This window comes from Acidobacteriota bacterium (genome assembly GCA_039028635.1).
GTDB lineage: Bacteria > Acidobacteriota > Thermoanaerobaculia > Multivoradales > JBCCEF01 > JBCCEF01.
Genome location: JBCCHV010000054.1, coordinates 1 through 16,303, shown reverse-complemented (window position 1 = coordinate 16,303; position 16,303 = coordinate 1). Strand labels below are relative to the sequence as shown.

Here is a 16,303-nt window from a genome sequence, read left to right as displayed (position 1 = left end):
GGGGATGGCCCTTGAGGACCCGGTGCGCATCGAGTCTTCGCCTCGAAGACCTATGCGTGCTTCAGTATTCGTTTTGCGAGAGCTGTCGCGAAACGCATGGGCGTTTCGGGGCGCTCTACGCCCGATGATTCGGCGGCTTCGGGAGTTCGGAACGCCGTCGATTTTGCAAGGAGGAAGTATGCAGTCGAGCACTCGTCTTGGTAGGACCCTGATCCTGGCCCTCGTGGGGGCCGCTCTCCTGTGGACGGGAGCGGCCCTGGCGATCGGTCCGGTCGCCGATGATGGACATGCCCATAACGATTTCGACGCCCGGGTGCGCTACAACCAGACCTTCAAGGTCGATCCGCAGCCCCTCCAGCAGCAGCGTATCGGGGTCATGGAGGCCCTTCTGCCGGAGCTCGCGGTCACCTTCGAGGGAACGACCGGTGCGACGCGCACCTTGTACAACAAGACGGGCTATTTGACCGCCCCGAAGGCGGGCGAGGCGATGTCCATCGCCAAGGACTATCTCGACTCGCAGCTCCCTCTGCTGGGCCTCGATGCGGCCGATTTCGCCAACCACGAGGTCACCGACGAGGTGCCGAGCAAGGTCACCGGCGCGACCCACATCTACCTGCGTCAGGTCCACGCCGGCATTCCGGTCTACAACGGCCAGCTGCACGTCAACGTCAACCGTGCGGGGCGCATCATGGGCGTGAACAACGCCTTCCTGCCCAAGATGGCGAGTGCCGCCAATCGCTCCCAGCCGACGCTGCGGGCCGCCCAGGCTATCGAGCTCGCCGCCGAGCATCTCGGCCTGGCGATCGGTGCGGTGCGGGAGCTCAGCCGGCCCGATGGCGTCCGTCGCACCACCCGCCTGCAGGCCCGCGGCCTCTCCCTCGACGAGATCGAGGCCGGCCTGATGTGGTTGCCGGTGCGCCGCGGTGAGGCTCGTCTGGTGTGGAACTTCAACGTCAGGACGCCGGATGGAGTGCACCACTACGACATCAACGTCGACGCCCACAGCGGCAAGATCTGGACCCGCTTCGACTGGACCAAGAACGACAGCTACCGCGTCTACCCGCGGCCCCTCGAGTCGCCGATCCACACCACGCCGGTACCGCCCGGCGACGGCCGGACCCTGGTGAGCGATCCGGCCCTGTCGACCTCGCCCCTGGGCTGGCACGACACCGGCTCGACCAGCTACACGATCATGCGCGGCAACAACGTCCACGCCTTCCCGGACACGGACGGCAACGGCGCTCCGCCAGGATCGGAGACCAGTTGCGGTGGTTCCCTCGATTGTGATTTCCCGATCAACCTCAACCAGGCGCCGAGTCAGTATCAGCCGGCGGCGACGGCCAACGCCTTCTACTGGAACAACATCATCCACGACATCCAGTACCTCTACGGCTTCGATGAGGCGGCCGGCAACTTCCAGCAGAACAACTTCGGCAATGGCGGTGCCGGTGGCGACTACGTCAACGTCTCGGTGCAGTCGGGCAACTTCCGCTGCCCCAACAACGCCTTCTTCTCGACGCCGCCGGACGGCGGCAACGGCGCCATGCTGATGTGCCTGTGGACGTCGCCCAATCCGGATCTGGACGGTGACCTCGACAACGGCATCATGGCCCACGAGTACGGCCACGGCATCTCCACCCGCCAGGTCGGTGGCCCGTCGAACTCGAGCTGCCTGAACAACAACCAGCAGGCCGGTGAGGGCTGGAGCGACCTGATGTCGCTGATCTACAGCGCCGAAACCGGCGACCAGGGCAGCGACCCGCGCGGTATCGGGACCTACGCCCTCAACCAGCCCACCAGCGGCTCCGGGATTCGGACCCAGCGCTACTCGACGAACCCGGCAGTCAACACCCACACCTACGAGTCGATCCAGGGAATGGCGATTCCCCACGGTGTCGGTGAGGTTTGGGCGCAGGCCTATTGGGAGGTCTTCTGGGCCCTCGTCGATCGCCATGGCTTCGATGAGGACTTGGCCAACAGCACGGCTGGCGCCGGCAATCACCGGGCGATGCTCTACCTCAACGAGGGCTTCAAGAACACCGCCTGCTCGCCGACCTTCGTCAACAACCGCGACGGCATCATCCAGGCCGCCACGGACAACTACGGCGGTGCCGACGTCTGCCTGATCTGGGAGACCTTCGCGGCCTTCGGTCTCGGTGAGGATGCGGTCTCCGGCGGCTCCGGCTCGACCAACCCGACCAACGGCTTCGCGGTGCCGGCCTCCTGCGCCTGTCAGCCGACGGCGGTGGCCGATGCCGGTGCGGATCAGACCATCTGCCTCGGTGATTCGGCGACGGTCGGTACAGCGGCCCTCGCCAACCACACCTATAGCTGGTCGCCGGGCGGTCAGACCTCGGCCCAGATCAGCGTCAGCCCGACGGCGACCACCACCTACACGGTGACGGCGACCACCTCCTGCGGTACGGACCAGGATTCGGCCACGGTGGTGGTCGACGACGGTTCCGGCGGTGGCTTGACGGACGACTTCGAGAGCGGCGCCAGCGGTTGGACCGCCACCGGCCTGTGGCACTTGACGGCCAACTCGACCTGCGCCAGCCCGCAGAACGGCTACACCTCGCCGGTGAATGCCTTCTACTACGGCATCGATTCGTCCTGCGACTACAACGCCGGCTCGCCCAACACGGGAAGCCTGACGTCGCCGGTGATCTCCGGCGTCACGGCGTCCTCGACCCTGACCTTCCAGTATCTGCGTCAGGTGGAGAGCTTCAACGGTGCCTTCGACACCACGGTGGTCGAGATCGTCACCGGCAGCGGCGCCACTTCCGTGTTCGCTCTCGATGCGTCGGACGCTTCGACCTCCGTTTGGGAGTCGAGCGGCGCCATCTCGCTCTCGGCCTTCGCCGGCCAGAGCATCCAGGTGCGTTTCACCTTCAACACCGTCGACAACACCGACAACGACCAGATCGGATGGTTCATCGACGATGTGGTGGTCAGCGGCAACTCCACCTGCACGCCGACCAACACCGCTCCGACGGTCAACATCTCGGCGCCCTCGGGCTCGACGACGGTGACCCAGGGCGATTCGGTGACCTTCACCGGGACGGCGACGGATGCCGAGGACGGCTCGCTGACGGGCTCTTTGTCCTGGAGCTCGAACCTGGACGGCGCCATCGGTTCCGGCGGCTCCTTCAGCACGTCGTCCCTGTCGGTGGGCACCCACACGGTGACCGCCTCGGTGACCGACAGCGGTGGCCTTTCCGGATCCGATTCGGTGACGGTGACGGTCAACGCGCCGACCAACGATGTTCCGAACGTCAACATCTCGTCGCCGGCCGATCCGACGACGGTGACGGACGGTGACTCGGTGACCTTCACCGGCACGGCGACGGACACCGAGGACGGCACGCTGACGGGCTCGCTGTCCTGGAGCTCGAACCTGGACGGCACCATCGGTTCCGGCGGCACCTTCAGCACGACGTCCCTGTCGGTGGGCACCCACACGGTGACCGCCTCGGTGACCGACAGCGGTGGGGCTTCCGGCTCCGACACGGTGACCGTGACGGTCAACGCCATCGGTGGCGGTTGCACCGATTGCATCGACTGGAGCGCCACCGGCACGGTGTCCTACTCGGGCCAGGACAACAGCAGTGACGTCACCGTCGAGGACGGTGGCGACACCATCCTGCTCGAGCAGAACACCTGGCGTCGTACCTCGCAGACCTTCACGGTCACGCCGAACACGGTGATCGAGTTCGAGTTCTCGTCCTCCTCCGAGGGTGAGATCCACGGCATCGGTTTCGACGAGGACGACAACATCAGCAACGCCGTCCGGGTGTTCCAGGTGCACGGCACCCAGAACTGGGGCAGCGCCAACCACGACTTCGACAACTACGATGGCAGCGGTAACTTCACCAGCTACACCATCCCGGTCGGTCAGTACTACACCGGCAGCTCGATGTTCCTGGTGCTGGTCAACGACAAGGACGCTGGTGCGTTGACCAACGACAGCCGCTTCCGCAATGTGCGGGTGTACGAGGACGTGCCCGTGGGCTGCGCCGTCAACGACAACTTCGAAGGCAGCACGGCCGGCTGGCAGACCAGCGGCAACTGCACGACGGGTACGTTCGTTGCCGGCACGCCGACGCAGCAGACCAACAGTGGGGTCACCACCCAGGTGGGCGGCGATCACACCACCGGTTCGGGGACGGCGTTGTTCACCGCCAGCAACACCAGCGCCGGCAATGCCGACGTCGATGGCGGCACCTGCATTCTGACCTCGCCGCCGTACTCGGTGGCGCAGGCTTCGGATCTCGCCGTCTGGTACTTCCACGGCCAGCGCGATGCTGGAGACGACAGTGGTGACTTCTTCTTGCTCGAGGTCTCCACCAACGATGGTGCTACCTACTCGCCGGTGGTCTCCCTCGGCGACATCCAGATCAACGCCGCCTGGACCCAGGCGACCGCCAGTATTCCCGCCGGCTCGACGGTTCGCCTGCGGGTGCAGGTGGCCGATGGTCCTTCCGAGGGGGATCTGGTGGAAGCGGGCATCGACGATCTGTCGATCTGCCAACCGTAAGGCGATGAAGCCAGGATTCCCGCGGGGATCCCGGCTCGCCTCGTGAGGACCCTTCGGGCCCGGCTTCGGCCGGGCCCGTTGCATTTCGGTCGGTCGAGGCATGGGCTAGAGTTCGCAGATCGTCGCCGTCGGCGGTGAGTCGAGGGAAAGGCCCATGATTCGAGTTCGCAACCTCCGTTTACCGCTGGAACACTCGGACGCCGAGCTGCGCGCCGCCGTGGCGTCGCGGCTGCGGGTTCGAGAAGGCGATTTGCGCTCCCTGAAGGTCTTCAAGCGCAGTGCCGACGCCCGCCGGCGAGGCGCCGTGCGGCTGATCTATAGCGTCGACGTCGAGAGCGCGCGCGAAGCGGAGCTGCTGGCGCTCCACGCCGGCCAGAGCGAGATCGGGCCGACGCCGGACGCGACCTACCGCTTCGTTGCTCAGGCCCCGCCGCGGCTGGCTCAGCGGCCGGTGGTGGTCGGCATGGGACCGTGCGGCCTCTTCGCTGCCCTGGTTCTGGCTCAGATGGGCTATCGGCCGCTGGTTCTCGAACGCGGCAAGGCGGTGCGCGAGCGCACCGTCGACACCTTCGGCCTGTGGCGCAAGGGGCGCCTCGATCCGGAATCCAATGCCCAGTTCGGGGAGGGCGGTGCGGGCACCTTTTCGGACGGCAAGCTCTACAGCCAAGTCAAGGATCCGGGCCATCGCGGCCGCAAGGTGCTCGAGGAATTCGTCGAGGCCGGTGCTCCGGCCGAGATTCTCTACGTCGGCAAGCCCCACATCGGGACCTTCCGACTGGTCAAGATGGTCGAGCGCATGCGCGCCAAGATCGAAGGCCTGGGAGGCGAGATCCGCTTTCGCCACAAGGTCGAAGACCTCGAGCTCGACGCGCAGCATCGAGTGATCGGGCTGCGTCTCGCCGGCGGTGAGCGGATGGCCGCCGAGCGGGTGGTGCTCGCTCTCGGGCACAGCGCTCGCGACAGCTTCGCGATGCTGCATCGGCGGGGCGTGCACATGGTGCCGAAGCCATTCTCGATCGGCTTCCGCATCGAGCATCCCCAGGCCTTGATCGACCAGCGCCGCTTCGGTCGCCAGGCCGGGCACCCGATCCTCGGCGCCGCCGATTACAAGCTGGTGCACCACGGTGCGAGCGGTCGGTCGGTTTACAGCTTCTGCATGTGTCCCGGTGGCACGGTGGTGGCGGCGACCTCCGAAGAGGGCAGGGTGGTGACCAACGGCATGAGTCAGTACGACCGCGCCGAGCGCAACGCCAATGCCGGCATCGTGGTCGGGATCGATCCGGAGGATTACCCCGGGGGGCCGCTCGCCGGCATCGCCTTGCAGCGTTTCTGGGAAGAGCGCGCCTTCGAACTCGGCGGCCGCGACTATCGAGCCCCTGGGCAGCTAGTGGGTGACTTCCTCGCCGGCCGACCCTCGACCCGTCTCGGTTCGGTGACTCCGTCCTACACGCCGGGAGTGCGGCTGGGGGATCTCTCACAGGCCTTGCCGGAGTTCGCGGTGGCGGCGATTCGCGAAGCGCTGCCGGTCTTCGATCGCAAGCTGCCGGGCTTCGCCATGGACGACGCGGTGCTCAGCGCCGTCGAGAGCCGCACCTCCTCGCCGCTGCGCCTCGAGCGCGGCGACGACCTGCAGAGCCTCAACACCGCCGGCCTCTTCCCGGCGGGGGAAGGGGCCGGCTATGCGGGCGGCATCCTGTCGGCGGCGATCGATGGCATCAAAGTCGCCGAAGCGGTGGCGCTGAGCCTGGAGTGACCTCTCGAGGAGCCCTGAATTGGATTGAGGCCTGGCTGGCCGCGAGCCGCACGACATATGCGTGCGGGCCGAGCCGCGCAAGCTGAGGGAGGCGCCTTTAGCCCCCCTGGAAACTAAGCCCCGGGGTGCTTCTTCTGGACGACGAAGAAGAGGAAGTCGGTGCCGCGATAGACGGCGCCATAGGCCTCCTCGTCGAACTTCGGCACCACGGCGCCGACGGAGTAGTCTTCGCCGCGATACTTGGTGGCCAGGTAGAGATCAATCTTGCCGCCGGATTTCTTGGGCGTCGCTTTCCAGCCGCCGTCCTCGAGGGCCTCGACGGTCCACTTCTTGGACGCCGAAAGGTCGCCGACGATGCCGGACCCTTCTTCGGTGATCATCATCGAGCCGTCGTCGTTCTTCTGAAAGCGGAACCAGGTCACCGACGAGGCCTGCCAGCGGTTGGGCTCGAGATAGGACAGCTCGCGCAGGAGATCCATCTTCTGGGTGGTCTTGTCGGAGCTACTGATGGTGAGCTGATCGCCAATGCTGGCAGCGTCGAGGGTCAACCCGGAGTTGCCCATGGTGCGTGGCCCTGCGCCCTGCGCCCAGGCCGTCAGCGGAAGCGAAAGGGCGACGAGTACGAACCAGATTATGAGGTGCTTGCGCGGTCGTGACATGCTGCGGAGTCTCCTTGGATGGTGCCGGTCCTGGTGCCGAGTTCTCCCCCGAGAAACGCACCACGGTGGTGAATATTTCACCTGCGCCGTGGATCTCCTTGTGCCGGGGTGACGAGCGTGGACGCCGGATCGGTGGCCGGCACCCACGCCCCTTCTGATCACTCCTACGAACTGGCGGCCGAAAGGATTCCAACCGCCCTCCGGCTGGCGTCAGGCGGGCGACGGCGTCGGCTCGGCGCGCGCCACCCGTGCCGTCCAGCCGGACACCAGGTCGCCCAGGACATGCAGCACGATGGCCGGCCAGAGGGATCCGGCGAGCACCGTCAAGGCGATCAGGAAGACCCCGGCGGCGGCCGCCCGCAAACCGCCCAGCCAGCCTTGGTAGAGGTGAGCGGCGCCGAAGAAGATCACCGTGCCGGCGGCGGCGGCGATCGTGCCGAGGCCGAGGTGTTGCAACCACCAGAACAGGAAGCCGCGGTAGAGCACCTCCTCACAGAAACCGGCGGTGAAGGCCACGGCGGTGAAGCCGAGGCTCTCCGAGCGGCTGGTCGGCATCAGCCCGTCGACGGCGTCGAGCTGGCTGCGGACCTGGCGTCGCCACTCATCCTTGTGACGACCGATCAGCACCTGGGCGGCGAGAGCGCCGACGGCGACCAGAGCCAGCACCCAGGCGATGGCGGTGGCGCGATTCCAGGGGCCGGTCAGGCCGAGCTCGCGCCAGGAGAGCCCCTCCAAGATCCAGTAGCCAACCACCAGCAGGGTCGCCGCCCACTCGGCGAGGAGGATTTCGTTGTAGAGGCGCCAGCGGCTTATGCGACCGGCACGGATGGCGCGCTGCTGGCCGCGATAGGTGAGGCCGCCGAAGATGGGGTAGAGGACGAAGAAACCGCCGATCAGGATCAGTTCGATAACCAGGCTCATGGGGTTTGTCTCCCGAAGATCTGAGGTGATGTCGCGGTGCACGGCACCGGAGCTGAATTCACCGTAGCAGGGTTTTTCCTATTATTCAAATTTTTCCTATTAATGGGAATTTTCCATGCTAGGCTCCGGCCATGGCAGACGATCCATCCATCGCCCCGGAGCCGCCGTCCCTGGCGTACTTCACGATCCGAGACGTCGCCCAGCTCAAGGCCCTGGCGGACCCGCTGCGGATGAGGATTCTCGAGGTCTTCTGTGTCGGCCCCGCCACCACCAAGCAGGTCGCCGAGAAGCTGGGGGAAAAGACCACCAAGCTCTACCACCACGTCGAGACCTTGGAGAAGGCAGGCCTGATCGAGCTGCACGCCACCCGTCCCAATCGCGGCACCCTGGAAAAGTACTTTCTGGGCGTGGCACGGGCCTTTCGAGTCGATGACGAGCTTCTGCTGTCGGACCCCGACGCCGGCGGTTGGACCAAGATGGGCAGCGAGCTCCTCAGCCGCGGTGCGGAGGACATTCGCGCCCTCGAGGGGCGAGATCTGGAGGGAGTCCTACCGATGATCGCGCAGCTCAAGGCGAGCGTGCCGCGGTCCCGACTGGAGTGGCTGCAGGGTGAGCTCGAGAGGCTGATCGATCAGCTCGGTGCCGAGTCGGAGGAGCGCAAGGCGACCGAGGATGCCGATGAGTGCGCCGATGCGGTGGAGTTCCAGTTGATTCTGGCTCTTTACCCGACACCGGTGCCGGATTCCTGACCGGCGATCGGGCTCGCCGGAACTTCCGCCGAGAGATCTGGCGAGAAGCTCGGCCTAGGGGCCGGTTTGCCAGGCGTCGGTGTCGCCGGACTCGAAGCCGTCTCGGAAGATGAACCGCCGCGGCCCGTAGGCCGGTGGAGCGCTACCGACCTCGAAGGCTCCGAGGTCGGGCCGACCATCGAAGACGAAGGGTTCGTTGAGGTTCGGGAGAGCCTCTCCGCGGTCGCGGGGCAGGGCACTGGCGAGGCGCAGGTCCCGGCTGGCCGGTGCCACCTCGACATCCCAGCTCGCCGGTAGGGTGGCGTCGACCAGGTCGTCGAAGGCGACGGTGACGCCCCGGAGCTCGATTCCGACCGCACCCTGCAGGTCGCCGAGGGTGTCGTAACGCACGTTGTTCCATTTGAAGTGGGGAAGGGAACCGCCGCGGGTGGTGCCCCAGCCGTTGTAGTCGAAGTCCCGGAAACCATCGGACGAGATGTTGATGAACTCGAAGGCGTACTCGGTGCCCAGCCAGAGATTGTTGCGAAAGACCGCATTGCGCCAGTTGGAGCTGCCGGTGTCGTGGACGGCATTGCCGCGCTTGGCGCCGGTGTTGTGGGCCACCCACAGGCCCGCCGGAGAGTTGTGGAGCTTGATCGGCTTGTCTTCGAGATTGAACAGCTCGTTGCGCAGGATGTAGGCCGGGCCGCCGGCGATCGGCTGCACGCTGACTCCCATGCGAGCGTTGTAGACCCGGTTGCGCCACACTCGGACGTTCGATTGGTTGTAGTCGATCTCGATGCCATCGTCGACGCAGCGAGCGACGTCGTTGCCGAAGACGTCGTTGCCGAAGGAGTCGCCGGTGAAGGGCTGCACCGAGATGCAGTCGCCAAAGTCGCGCACGAGGTTGTGGCAGACCACGTGCCCATGGCCGCGCAGGTCGATGCCTCGCTCGGCGGGGATGCCGCTGCCGGGCCAGGGGGTCCGTCCGAGGATGACGTTGTCGCACACCGTTTGGCGCCGTTCGAGGTCCGCCGCGCGGCGGTTGAGGACGCCGAAGTCGACATCGCGGATGCGGTTACGCCGCAGGACGATGTCGCTCGAGTGTTGGAGGTCGACACCCCAGCGACCGTTCTGGATGGTCAGTCCCTGCACCAGCAGGTGGGACACCGGGGCCGAGCCACCGGTGCCGAGGGTGACGACACCGCGGTCGGTCCCGCCGCCGTCGACGATGGCCGATCCGTCCGGCGGGCCGACGAAGGCGATCACCGCCCCTGCACTGCCGCTGGTGGCGATGGCGAAGGGTTCGTAGAGGCCGGCATCCACCAACACCACATCGCCGGCGACGACGCCATCGGCGGCGGCCTGGAGGCCGCGAAAGGGATCGCCGAGGCTGCCGCTGCCGCCGCCGGTACCCGGAACTGCGTAGCGCAACCGGCCCGGGGGCGGGTCCGGGATCGGTCGCCGGGTGCTGGCGGTGAGGACACGAGTCGTGCTGCCGCCATCCGGGTCTTCGAGCCGTAGGCGGAGCTCGTAGGCGGTGTCGGGCTCCAGAAACAGGGCGCTGGCGGCCCAGTAGTGCAGGCCGAGGGGAGAGCCGTTGACCACCAGCTCCGGGCGCGCTCCGAGGGCAGGGGCGGCGGCTCGCCAGAGAGTGGTGCCGGCGCGCCGGAGCTCGAGGGTGAGCCGGCTGTCGCCGTCGTCGTCGCCGCCAATCGACCACCGGACTCCCAGATTCTCGTAGGTGGCGTCGACCCGAATCGCGCCGGCGATGACGGCATCGGCGGCCCAGAGGGCATTGGGTAATCCGAGGAGGATGATCAAGGCACGCAAGAAGTGGCTCATGGCTACGATTCTATGCGCGGTGGCATGTGAGGAGGGTGGCATTTTCGTTGCGCAAAATGACTCTTCTGCCAGTTTCGCCTCTTCCCGATGACGGCGAGACTGGCGGCGTCGATTTCAACCTCCCGGAGAGCCCTGTCGATGAAGAAGCAAATCGTTCTGCCGCTGCTACTCGCCATCCTGGTGCTGGCGGCCATCTTTCTGCTCGCCGCCCTGACATCTCCACCGGCCGACGCGTCGTCCTTGGCGGCGGCGCTGCCCGTCGAGTCCTCGCCGTCGGCAGCGTCGCCGGGATCCCTCCCTGGCGAGTCCGAGCAAGAGGACTGTCAGGAGCCCGACGAGCGTTCCGACGACGGGGCCCGCGGGACCATCCGCTCTCGGCCGTGAAGCCGGAGTCTGCGCCGGCAGCGGGTGGGGCCTTCGGCCTGCCACTGGGCTGACCCGCTGTCCGGCGCAGAGGCCGACCCGGAGACAGCTCTCCTGGCGTCGCCCTGCGATCGCAGAAGGTTGGACTCCGGGGCTCTTACCGAACGTCGTAGCGTCGGCGGATGCTCTGCACTTTGAGAGCGATGGCCGAAGTATCGGGGTGAGAGGCTCGGGCTAGAATCTGGAGCAGCCCCGCGATGCGGGGAGCTTTCCGGAGAACAGCCATGGCCCAACGCGTACTCGCTCTTTCCTCGCTGTTGATGATCGCCCTCGTCCTGGTGGGCGGTCCGGCCGCCGCGACCTACTCGATCCTCGGCTACGACCCGCAGACCGGCGAGGTCGGTGGGGCGGTGCAGTCGAGAGTCTTCGCGGTCGGCAACGGCGTGCTCTGGGCCGAGGCCGGGGTCGGGGTGGTGGCGACCCAGGCCTGGGTCGACGTCAGCTACGGCCCGCGGGGCATCGAGCTACTCAGCGAGGGGCTGTCGCCGGCGGCGGTGGCGGAACGCCTGCTGGCGGAGGATCCGGATCCCCTGCCGCAGGACTGGCCGAAGGCCGGTCGCCAGTTTGCGGTGATGGATGGCCGCGGTGCCTATGTCGCCCACACCGGCGCCCAGGCCAGTGACTGGGCCGGCCACGAGAGCGGCCGATTCTGTACCGCCCAGGGCAACCTGCTCGCCGGGGAAGCGGTGCCGCGGGCGATGGTTGCGGCCTTCGAGAGCACGACCGGCTCCCTCGCCGAGCGCCTGCTGGCGGCTCTCGAGGCCGGGCAGGTGGCTGGCGGCGACAAGCGCGGTATGCAGTCGGCGGCGTTGCTGGTGGTGCGGCCCGAAGGTGGCGTCTGGCTCAACAACGATGTCGTGCTGCGGCTGCAGGTCGACGACGATCCGGAGCCCCTGGTGGAGCTGCGTCGGCTGGTCGAGAAGTCCGTCGAATGGCAGCGTCGGGCGACCATCGCTGTGCCGCGCGCCGCTATGCCGCGCGCCGCTGTGCCGCGCGCCGCCTCACAGCAGGCGGCGGCGGGGGCGCCGGGCGAGTGGCGTCTCGAAGAGACCACCATCGCCCAAATCCACGCGGCGATGCGGTCCGGCCGCCTGACCGCCCGGTCGTTGGTGCAACAGTACCTGGATCGCATCGCTGCCTACGATCAGCAGGGGCCGGCCCTCAACAGCCTGGTCAGCCTCAATCCGAAGGCTCTCGAGCGGGCGGAGGCGCTCGATCGAGAGCTCGCCGAATCGGGACAGATGAGCGGCCCGCTGCACGGCATTCCGGTGGTCGTCAAGGACAACTACGACACCCACGACCTGCCGACCACCGCCGGCTCTTCGGCCCTCGCCGGCTCGCTGCCGCCGGACGATGCCACCCAGGTGCGCAAGCTGCGCGCCGCCGGTGCCATCGTGCTGGCCAAGTCGAACATGGCGGAGTGGGCTTTCTCGCCCTACCAGACGGTGGGTTCGGCGCTGCCCGGTCACACCAAGAACCCCTACGCCCTGGATCGCGTGCCGGCGGGCTCGAGCGGCGGCACGGCCGCCGCCATCGCTGCCAACCTCGGTACCGTCGGCCTCGGCACCGATACGGGCAACTCGATTCGTGGTCCGTCCTCCCACAACCTGTTGGTCGGTGTCCGATCGACCATGGGCCTGACCAGCCGGGACGGCATCGTCCCCCTCTACTTCGATCACGACATCGGCGGCCCGATGGCGCGCACGGTGGAGGATGCGGCGCGTCTCCTCGATGTCATCGCCGGCTACGATCCGGCGGATCCGGTGACCGCGAAGGCGCGCAATCGCTACCCGATCGCCTATGCCGCGCTGCTCGATGGCGAGGCCTTGCAGGGCCAGCGCATGGGGGTGGTTCGCCAGCTCGCCGACCGTGACGAAGGCGATCCGGAGGTGCGACGGCGGTTCGAAGAGGCCCTCGCCGTGCTGCGCGCCGAGGGCGCCGAGATCGTTGACCCGGTGACGATTTCATGGCTCGATCAGACGCCACCGGACGAGCGCTGGTGTCCGCGCTTTCGGTGGGATCTCGACCGCTATCTAGAGAGCCTGGGGGAGGCGGCGCCCTTCGACAGCCTGGCCGCCATCGAAGCTTCCGGCAAGTTCCACCCTTCGGTCGCCTCCGGGATCCGCTATTTCCTGGGCATCGAGGGATCGCCGGAAGAGAACCCGACCTGCCGACAGGCCTGGGCCCACGGCGAGGCGCTGGCGGCGGAGCTTCGGGAACGGTTCGAGGAACAGCGCCTCGATGCCTTGATCTATCCCACCTGGAGCAATCCGCCGCGGCGCATCGGCGACCTCAACACGCCCCATGGCGACAATAGCCAAGACCTCTCGCCGCACAGCGGTTTCCCGGCGGTGACCGTGCCGATGGGCTTGGTGCAGGGCTCTCTGCCGGTGGGGATGACCTTCTTGGGCGATGCCTGGAGCGAAGCCAAGCTCCTCGCCTTGGCCTATGCCTACGAGCAGGCCACTCGTCACCGTCGGCCGCCGGCCGCAACGCCGCCGTTGTGAGGTTCCATCCGACCGCAGAGGAGAATCCCGTGCCGAACGTCCGCCCCTTCGCCCTTCGCTCGCTACTCTGCCTGCTCGTCTCGCTCTTGCCGGCCCTCGCGGCCCAGGCTCAACTCGAGGCGGTGGATGGACCGGTCGCCAACGGCGTGCCCATCACTTTTGAAATCTTCAACGTCACCGCCGGCACGGCCTTCGACCTCGATTTTGCACCGGGGGCTACGGTCACTGGGCCGCTAGAAGTTCTGGCGGCGCCACCGGCGGTGCTCCCGGGCCTCGACGTCGGCAAGGTCCGATGGCGGTTGGCGGTGCCCGAGGGGGCGATCGCTCCCGGCGTCTTCGAAACCGTCAGCTTTCGCCTGCCGATTACTTTGACGGCGCCCCTCGCCGGTTCCTGGACCGGCGCCGCCCCGCTCCTCCTGCGGATCTCGAACGCCTTCGGGCAGACCCTCACCCAGGGCGGTGAGTTCGGCGTCGAAACCCCCTCCTTGCCGCCGACCTGTGAGCTCGCCGGCTGCGGTGCCGAGGCGCCCGCGTGTCCGGCTCGAGGCGGTAACCTCGAGCCTCGCTGCTACCTCTTCCAGAGCGCCTTCTTCTGCTGTCTCCAAAGCCCCGGAAGCTGATCGCCCAGGAACCCGAGGCGGAGATCGGCGAGCGCGTCGTCCTGCGAGGCGTTTCTGGGGGTCGTCATCGGCTCGCCTCCTGCCTCTCCCCGGTCCTCATTTGACGAGCTGGCGAAGACGATCGAGCTGAAGTAGGAAGCCGGCATAGATCCGGTGGTCGTCGACCCCCTCGCCTGCGTTGAGGTGCAAGCCGACGTAAAACGGTGCGATTCCGTTTGCGGTGTTGGCGAGTCGAAATCCGGCATCGACCACGAGGCGCCAGTGTCGGTCGTCTTCGTTGCCGAACTCTTCGTAATAGGCCCCCGAGATCTCGGTGAAGAGCACAGGGAAAGAGTTGACGTTGTCGTGCTCCTTGGTCGCCGCAGCGGTTTGATTGAGGGTGAAGGCGACACCGGCGTTGAAGAATGAAATGGAAGTGTCCGTGTTGCTGTCGACGCTGTCGCGGGTGATGAAGCCTGCGCGCGTAAAGAACCCGAGGCGGGTGGCGTCAAACGGCCGGTCCGAATCCCGAGAAGTGGGCTTGATTCGGGTCAGCCGGGCGGGCTGCCATAGAAGGTTGAGGGTTCCGGAGTAGAAGTCGACAAACTCTACGGCCTCAGAGTCATCCTCTCCATCTTGCGGCGTCTCCTCCATCATGTCGTCGCCTTCCATCATGCCATCGTCACCGTTCATCCCGTCCTCTGGCATCATCGGCGGCATCTCCATCTCGCCGAGTTGGCTGGCGAAGCTGCTGGTCAAAGCGCGAAATGAGCCATGAAGCTTCCAAGGTTTGTCGATTCCCCACATGTGATCGACGTTGAGACGCACCACCGGATCCGCGGTGCCGAAGCCCTCACTGTCGCCCTCTTCGTTGTATTCAAAGCGAAACGTGCTTCCGAGGAAGAGCTCGGAGGCGACGCGGTCGCTACGCAGGTTTTCGGCGAGGTCGGTGGTGACGTTGACGGTCACCATCAGGGGATCCGTGGTGAGCGGTGTGTTGTTGCGCACCGCCCGTACTTCGAGGATCACGGGACCAGGTGGAGAGTTCGAATCGAGGGCCGTGAGGTCCAAAGAGACATGGGCGGTCCCGAGATCCGAGGCGTCAACGGTGACGGTTTTCCTCGGGGCATCGGTGGCGCCGGTGAAGAGCCGGCCGTTTCCCTGGGCCCGAATGACGAATTGTGAGTGTTTCAGCAGCTCGGTTGGAAGGGAACTCGAGAGCTCATCGCCCACGAGTTGCAGCTTCAGCGCGTCGACGTGTCGTTGCCCGGCGGCAAGCCCGCTAGGCACGAAGGTGGCCTTCACCTGCACCTGGGTGAGGGAGAGCGTGTGAACTTCCTCCAATTGCACGGTTCCTGCGCTCCAGACTCGGACTGCGAAGACTGCGACCTCGGTCTGGGGAGATTGGCCGGTAAGGTCGATGCCCACTCCCAGCTTGCTCGATGCAGGGGCGTTGACCTTTTTATGAACCATGCCGTTCGTGAAGAACCGAATGGCCTTGAGCCCTTCGACTTCCAAGACTCGATTACGGTCTGAAAGGGGTTGTCCCTGGCTGTCGACCAACTGAACCTGCAGCGCATCATCGATTCGTGCGCCGACCGGGATCGGCTCGTCGGGAATCGACACGGTGACACCAATGCCCTGCGCATCAAGAGAAGACGCAAGGATCCCGGTCAAGAGCGTCGACAGTAGTAAGGGTCGAAATCGTTGGTACGAGATGCTCACAACGCGAGCGGCGATGGTGGTCATTTCCGTCCCCCAGAAGTTGATGAAGAGGTTCTGGAGGGTTAGTCGGACATCCGTGCGGAAATTCTCAGGGAGTTGTCCAACGAAACCGATCGATGGGTTCGCTGCTCGGCTTTGGGAGCGGGCGCCGTTTGGCCCTTCCCACGACAGCATTTCGCGGGCCACAAGCTTGGGAGCTGCGAGGCTCTCCTCGATGAAGGAATTGAGCTCCAGAAAAGTGGCGCGGGAGGAGCGCTGTCTTTGTGCTCTGTTCTGACGGCTCTGCAGAGCCTGTCACTTCAGGGGCGCCCGGCGAGGGGCTGGGCACCCCTTCGCCGGCTCGTCCCGAAATCAGGGCAGATTCTCGGCGGCCCGCGCAGGGCCTCACCCCATCTCACGGCGTCGCAGCCGAGCCCCCTAGGACCCGGGAGCAGATGGCCATGAGTTTTTCAGCAACCTGCTAGCAGGCTGCTGAAAAAGTCCGCTTCGCGGATTTTCCAGCGCTGCTAGCTATTCGTTCCGAGAGGGGCTACGCGCCCCTCTCCGGCCCAAGAAGCGTGGTTCTTGGGCCTCCTCTCCCGTCGCGGCGGCCGTGCCGCCCCCCGG

10 protein-coding genes are annotated in these 16,303 nt (G+C 66.4%); 6 read left to right on the top strand and 4 right to left on the bottom strand.

Features of this window, described 5'->3' with window-relative positions; genetic code table 11:
- Positions 1-178 precede the first annotated feature (178 nt).
- Entirely contained in the window at positions 179-4,537 is a 4,359-nt protein-coding gene (locus AAF604_19090) for a M36 family metallopeptidase (protein ID MEM7051779.1), read from the top strand.
- Between the two features lie 154 nt (positions 4,538-4,691).
- Positions 4,692-6,290 carry an NAD(P)/FAD-dependent oxidoreductase gene (locus AAF604_19085; protein ID MEM7051778.1) on the top strand — a complete coding sequence of 533 codons (1,599 nt, stop codon included), beginning with the start codon at positions 4,692-4,694 and terminating at the stop codon, positions 6,288-6,290.
- Between the two features lie 113 nt (positions 6,291-6,403).
- On the opposite strand, the gene AAF604_19080 is transcribed toward AAF604_19085, so the two are convergent.
- Positions 6,404-6,949 carry a hypothetical protein gene (locus AAF604_19080; GenBank protein ID MEM7051777.1) on the bottom strand — a complete coding sequence of 182 codons (546 nt, stop codon included), beginning with the start codon at positions 6,947-6,949 and terminating at the stop codon, positions 6,404-6,406.
- Between the two features lie 210 nt (positions 6,950-7,159).
- Positions 7,160-7,870 carry a CPBP family intramembrane glutamic endopeptidase gene (locus tag AAF604_19075; GenBank protein MEM7051776.1) on the bottom strand — a complete coding sequence of 237 codons (711 nt, stop codon included), beginning with the start codon at positions 7,868-7,870 and terminating at the stop codon, positions 7,160-7,162.
- A gap of 131 nt (positions 7,871-8,001) precedes the next feature.
- Here AAF604_19075 and AAF604_19070 point away from each other — a divergent pair, with 131 nt between their 5' ends.
- A complete protein-coding gene (locus AAF604_19070; GenBank protein ID MEM7051775.1) occupies positions 8,002-8,619 on the top strand; it encodes a helix-turn-helix domain-containing protein in 618 nt (205 codons plus the stop codon).
- 54 nt (positions 8,620-8,673) lie between these two features.
- On the opposite strand, the gene AAF604_19065 is transcribed toward AAF604_19070, so the two are convergent.
- Positions 8,674-10,443 carry a right-handed parallel beta-helix repeat-containing protein gene (locus tag AAF604_19065; GenBank protein MEM7051774.1) on the bottom strand — a complete coding sequence of 590 codons (1,770 nt, stop codon included), beginning with the start codon at positions 10,441-10,443 and terminating at the stop codon, positions 8,674-8,676.
- Positions 10,444-10,581: 138 nt separating this feature from the next.
- Between AAF604_19065 and AAF604_19060 the strand changes: the two genes are divergently transcribed.
- From AAF604_19060 to AAF604_19050, 3 genes are all read left to right on the top strand, one after another.
- Positions 10,582-10,827 carry a hypothetical protein gene (locus AAF604_19060; GenBank protein ID MEM7051773.1) on the top strand — a complete coding sequence of 82 codons (246 nt, stop codon included), beginning with the start codon at positions 10,582-10,584 and terminating at the stop codon, positions 10,825-10,827.
- 263 nt (positions 10,828-11,090) lie between these two features.
- A complete protein-coding gene (locus AAF604_19055) occupies positions 11,091-13,373 on the top strand; it encodes an amidase family protein (protein MEM7051772.1) in 2,283 nt (760 codons plus the stop codon).
- Between the two features lie 29 nt (positions 13,374-13,402).
- Positions 13,403-13,993, top strand: coding sequence for a hypothetical protein (locus AAF604_19050; protein ID MEM7051771.1), 591 nt, complete (start codon positions 13,403-13,405; stop codon positions 13,991-13,993).
- A gap of 96 nt (positions 13,994-14,089) precedes the next feature.
- Here AAF604_19050 and AAF604_19045 read toward each other — a convergent pair whose 3' ends face one another.
- Positions 14,090-15,721, bottom strand: a complete 1,632-nt coding sequence (locus tag AAF604_19045) for a hypothetical protein (protein MEM7051770.1) — start codon at positions 15,719-15,721, stop codon at positions 14,090-14,092.
- Positions 15,722-16,303 lie beyond the last annotated feature (582 nt).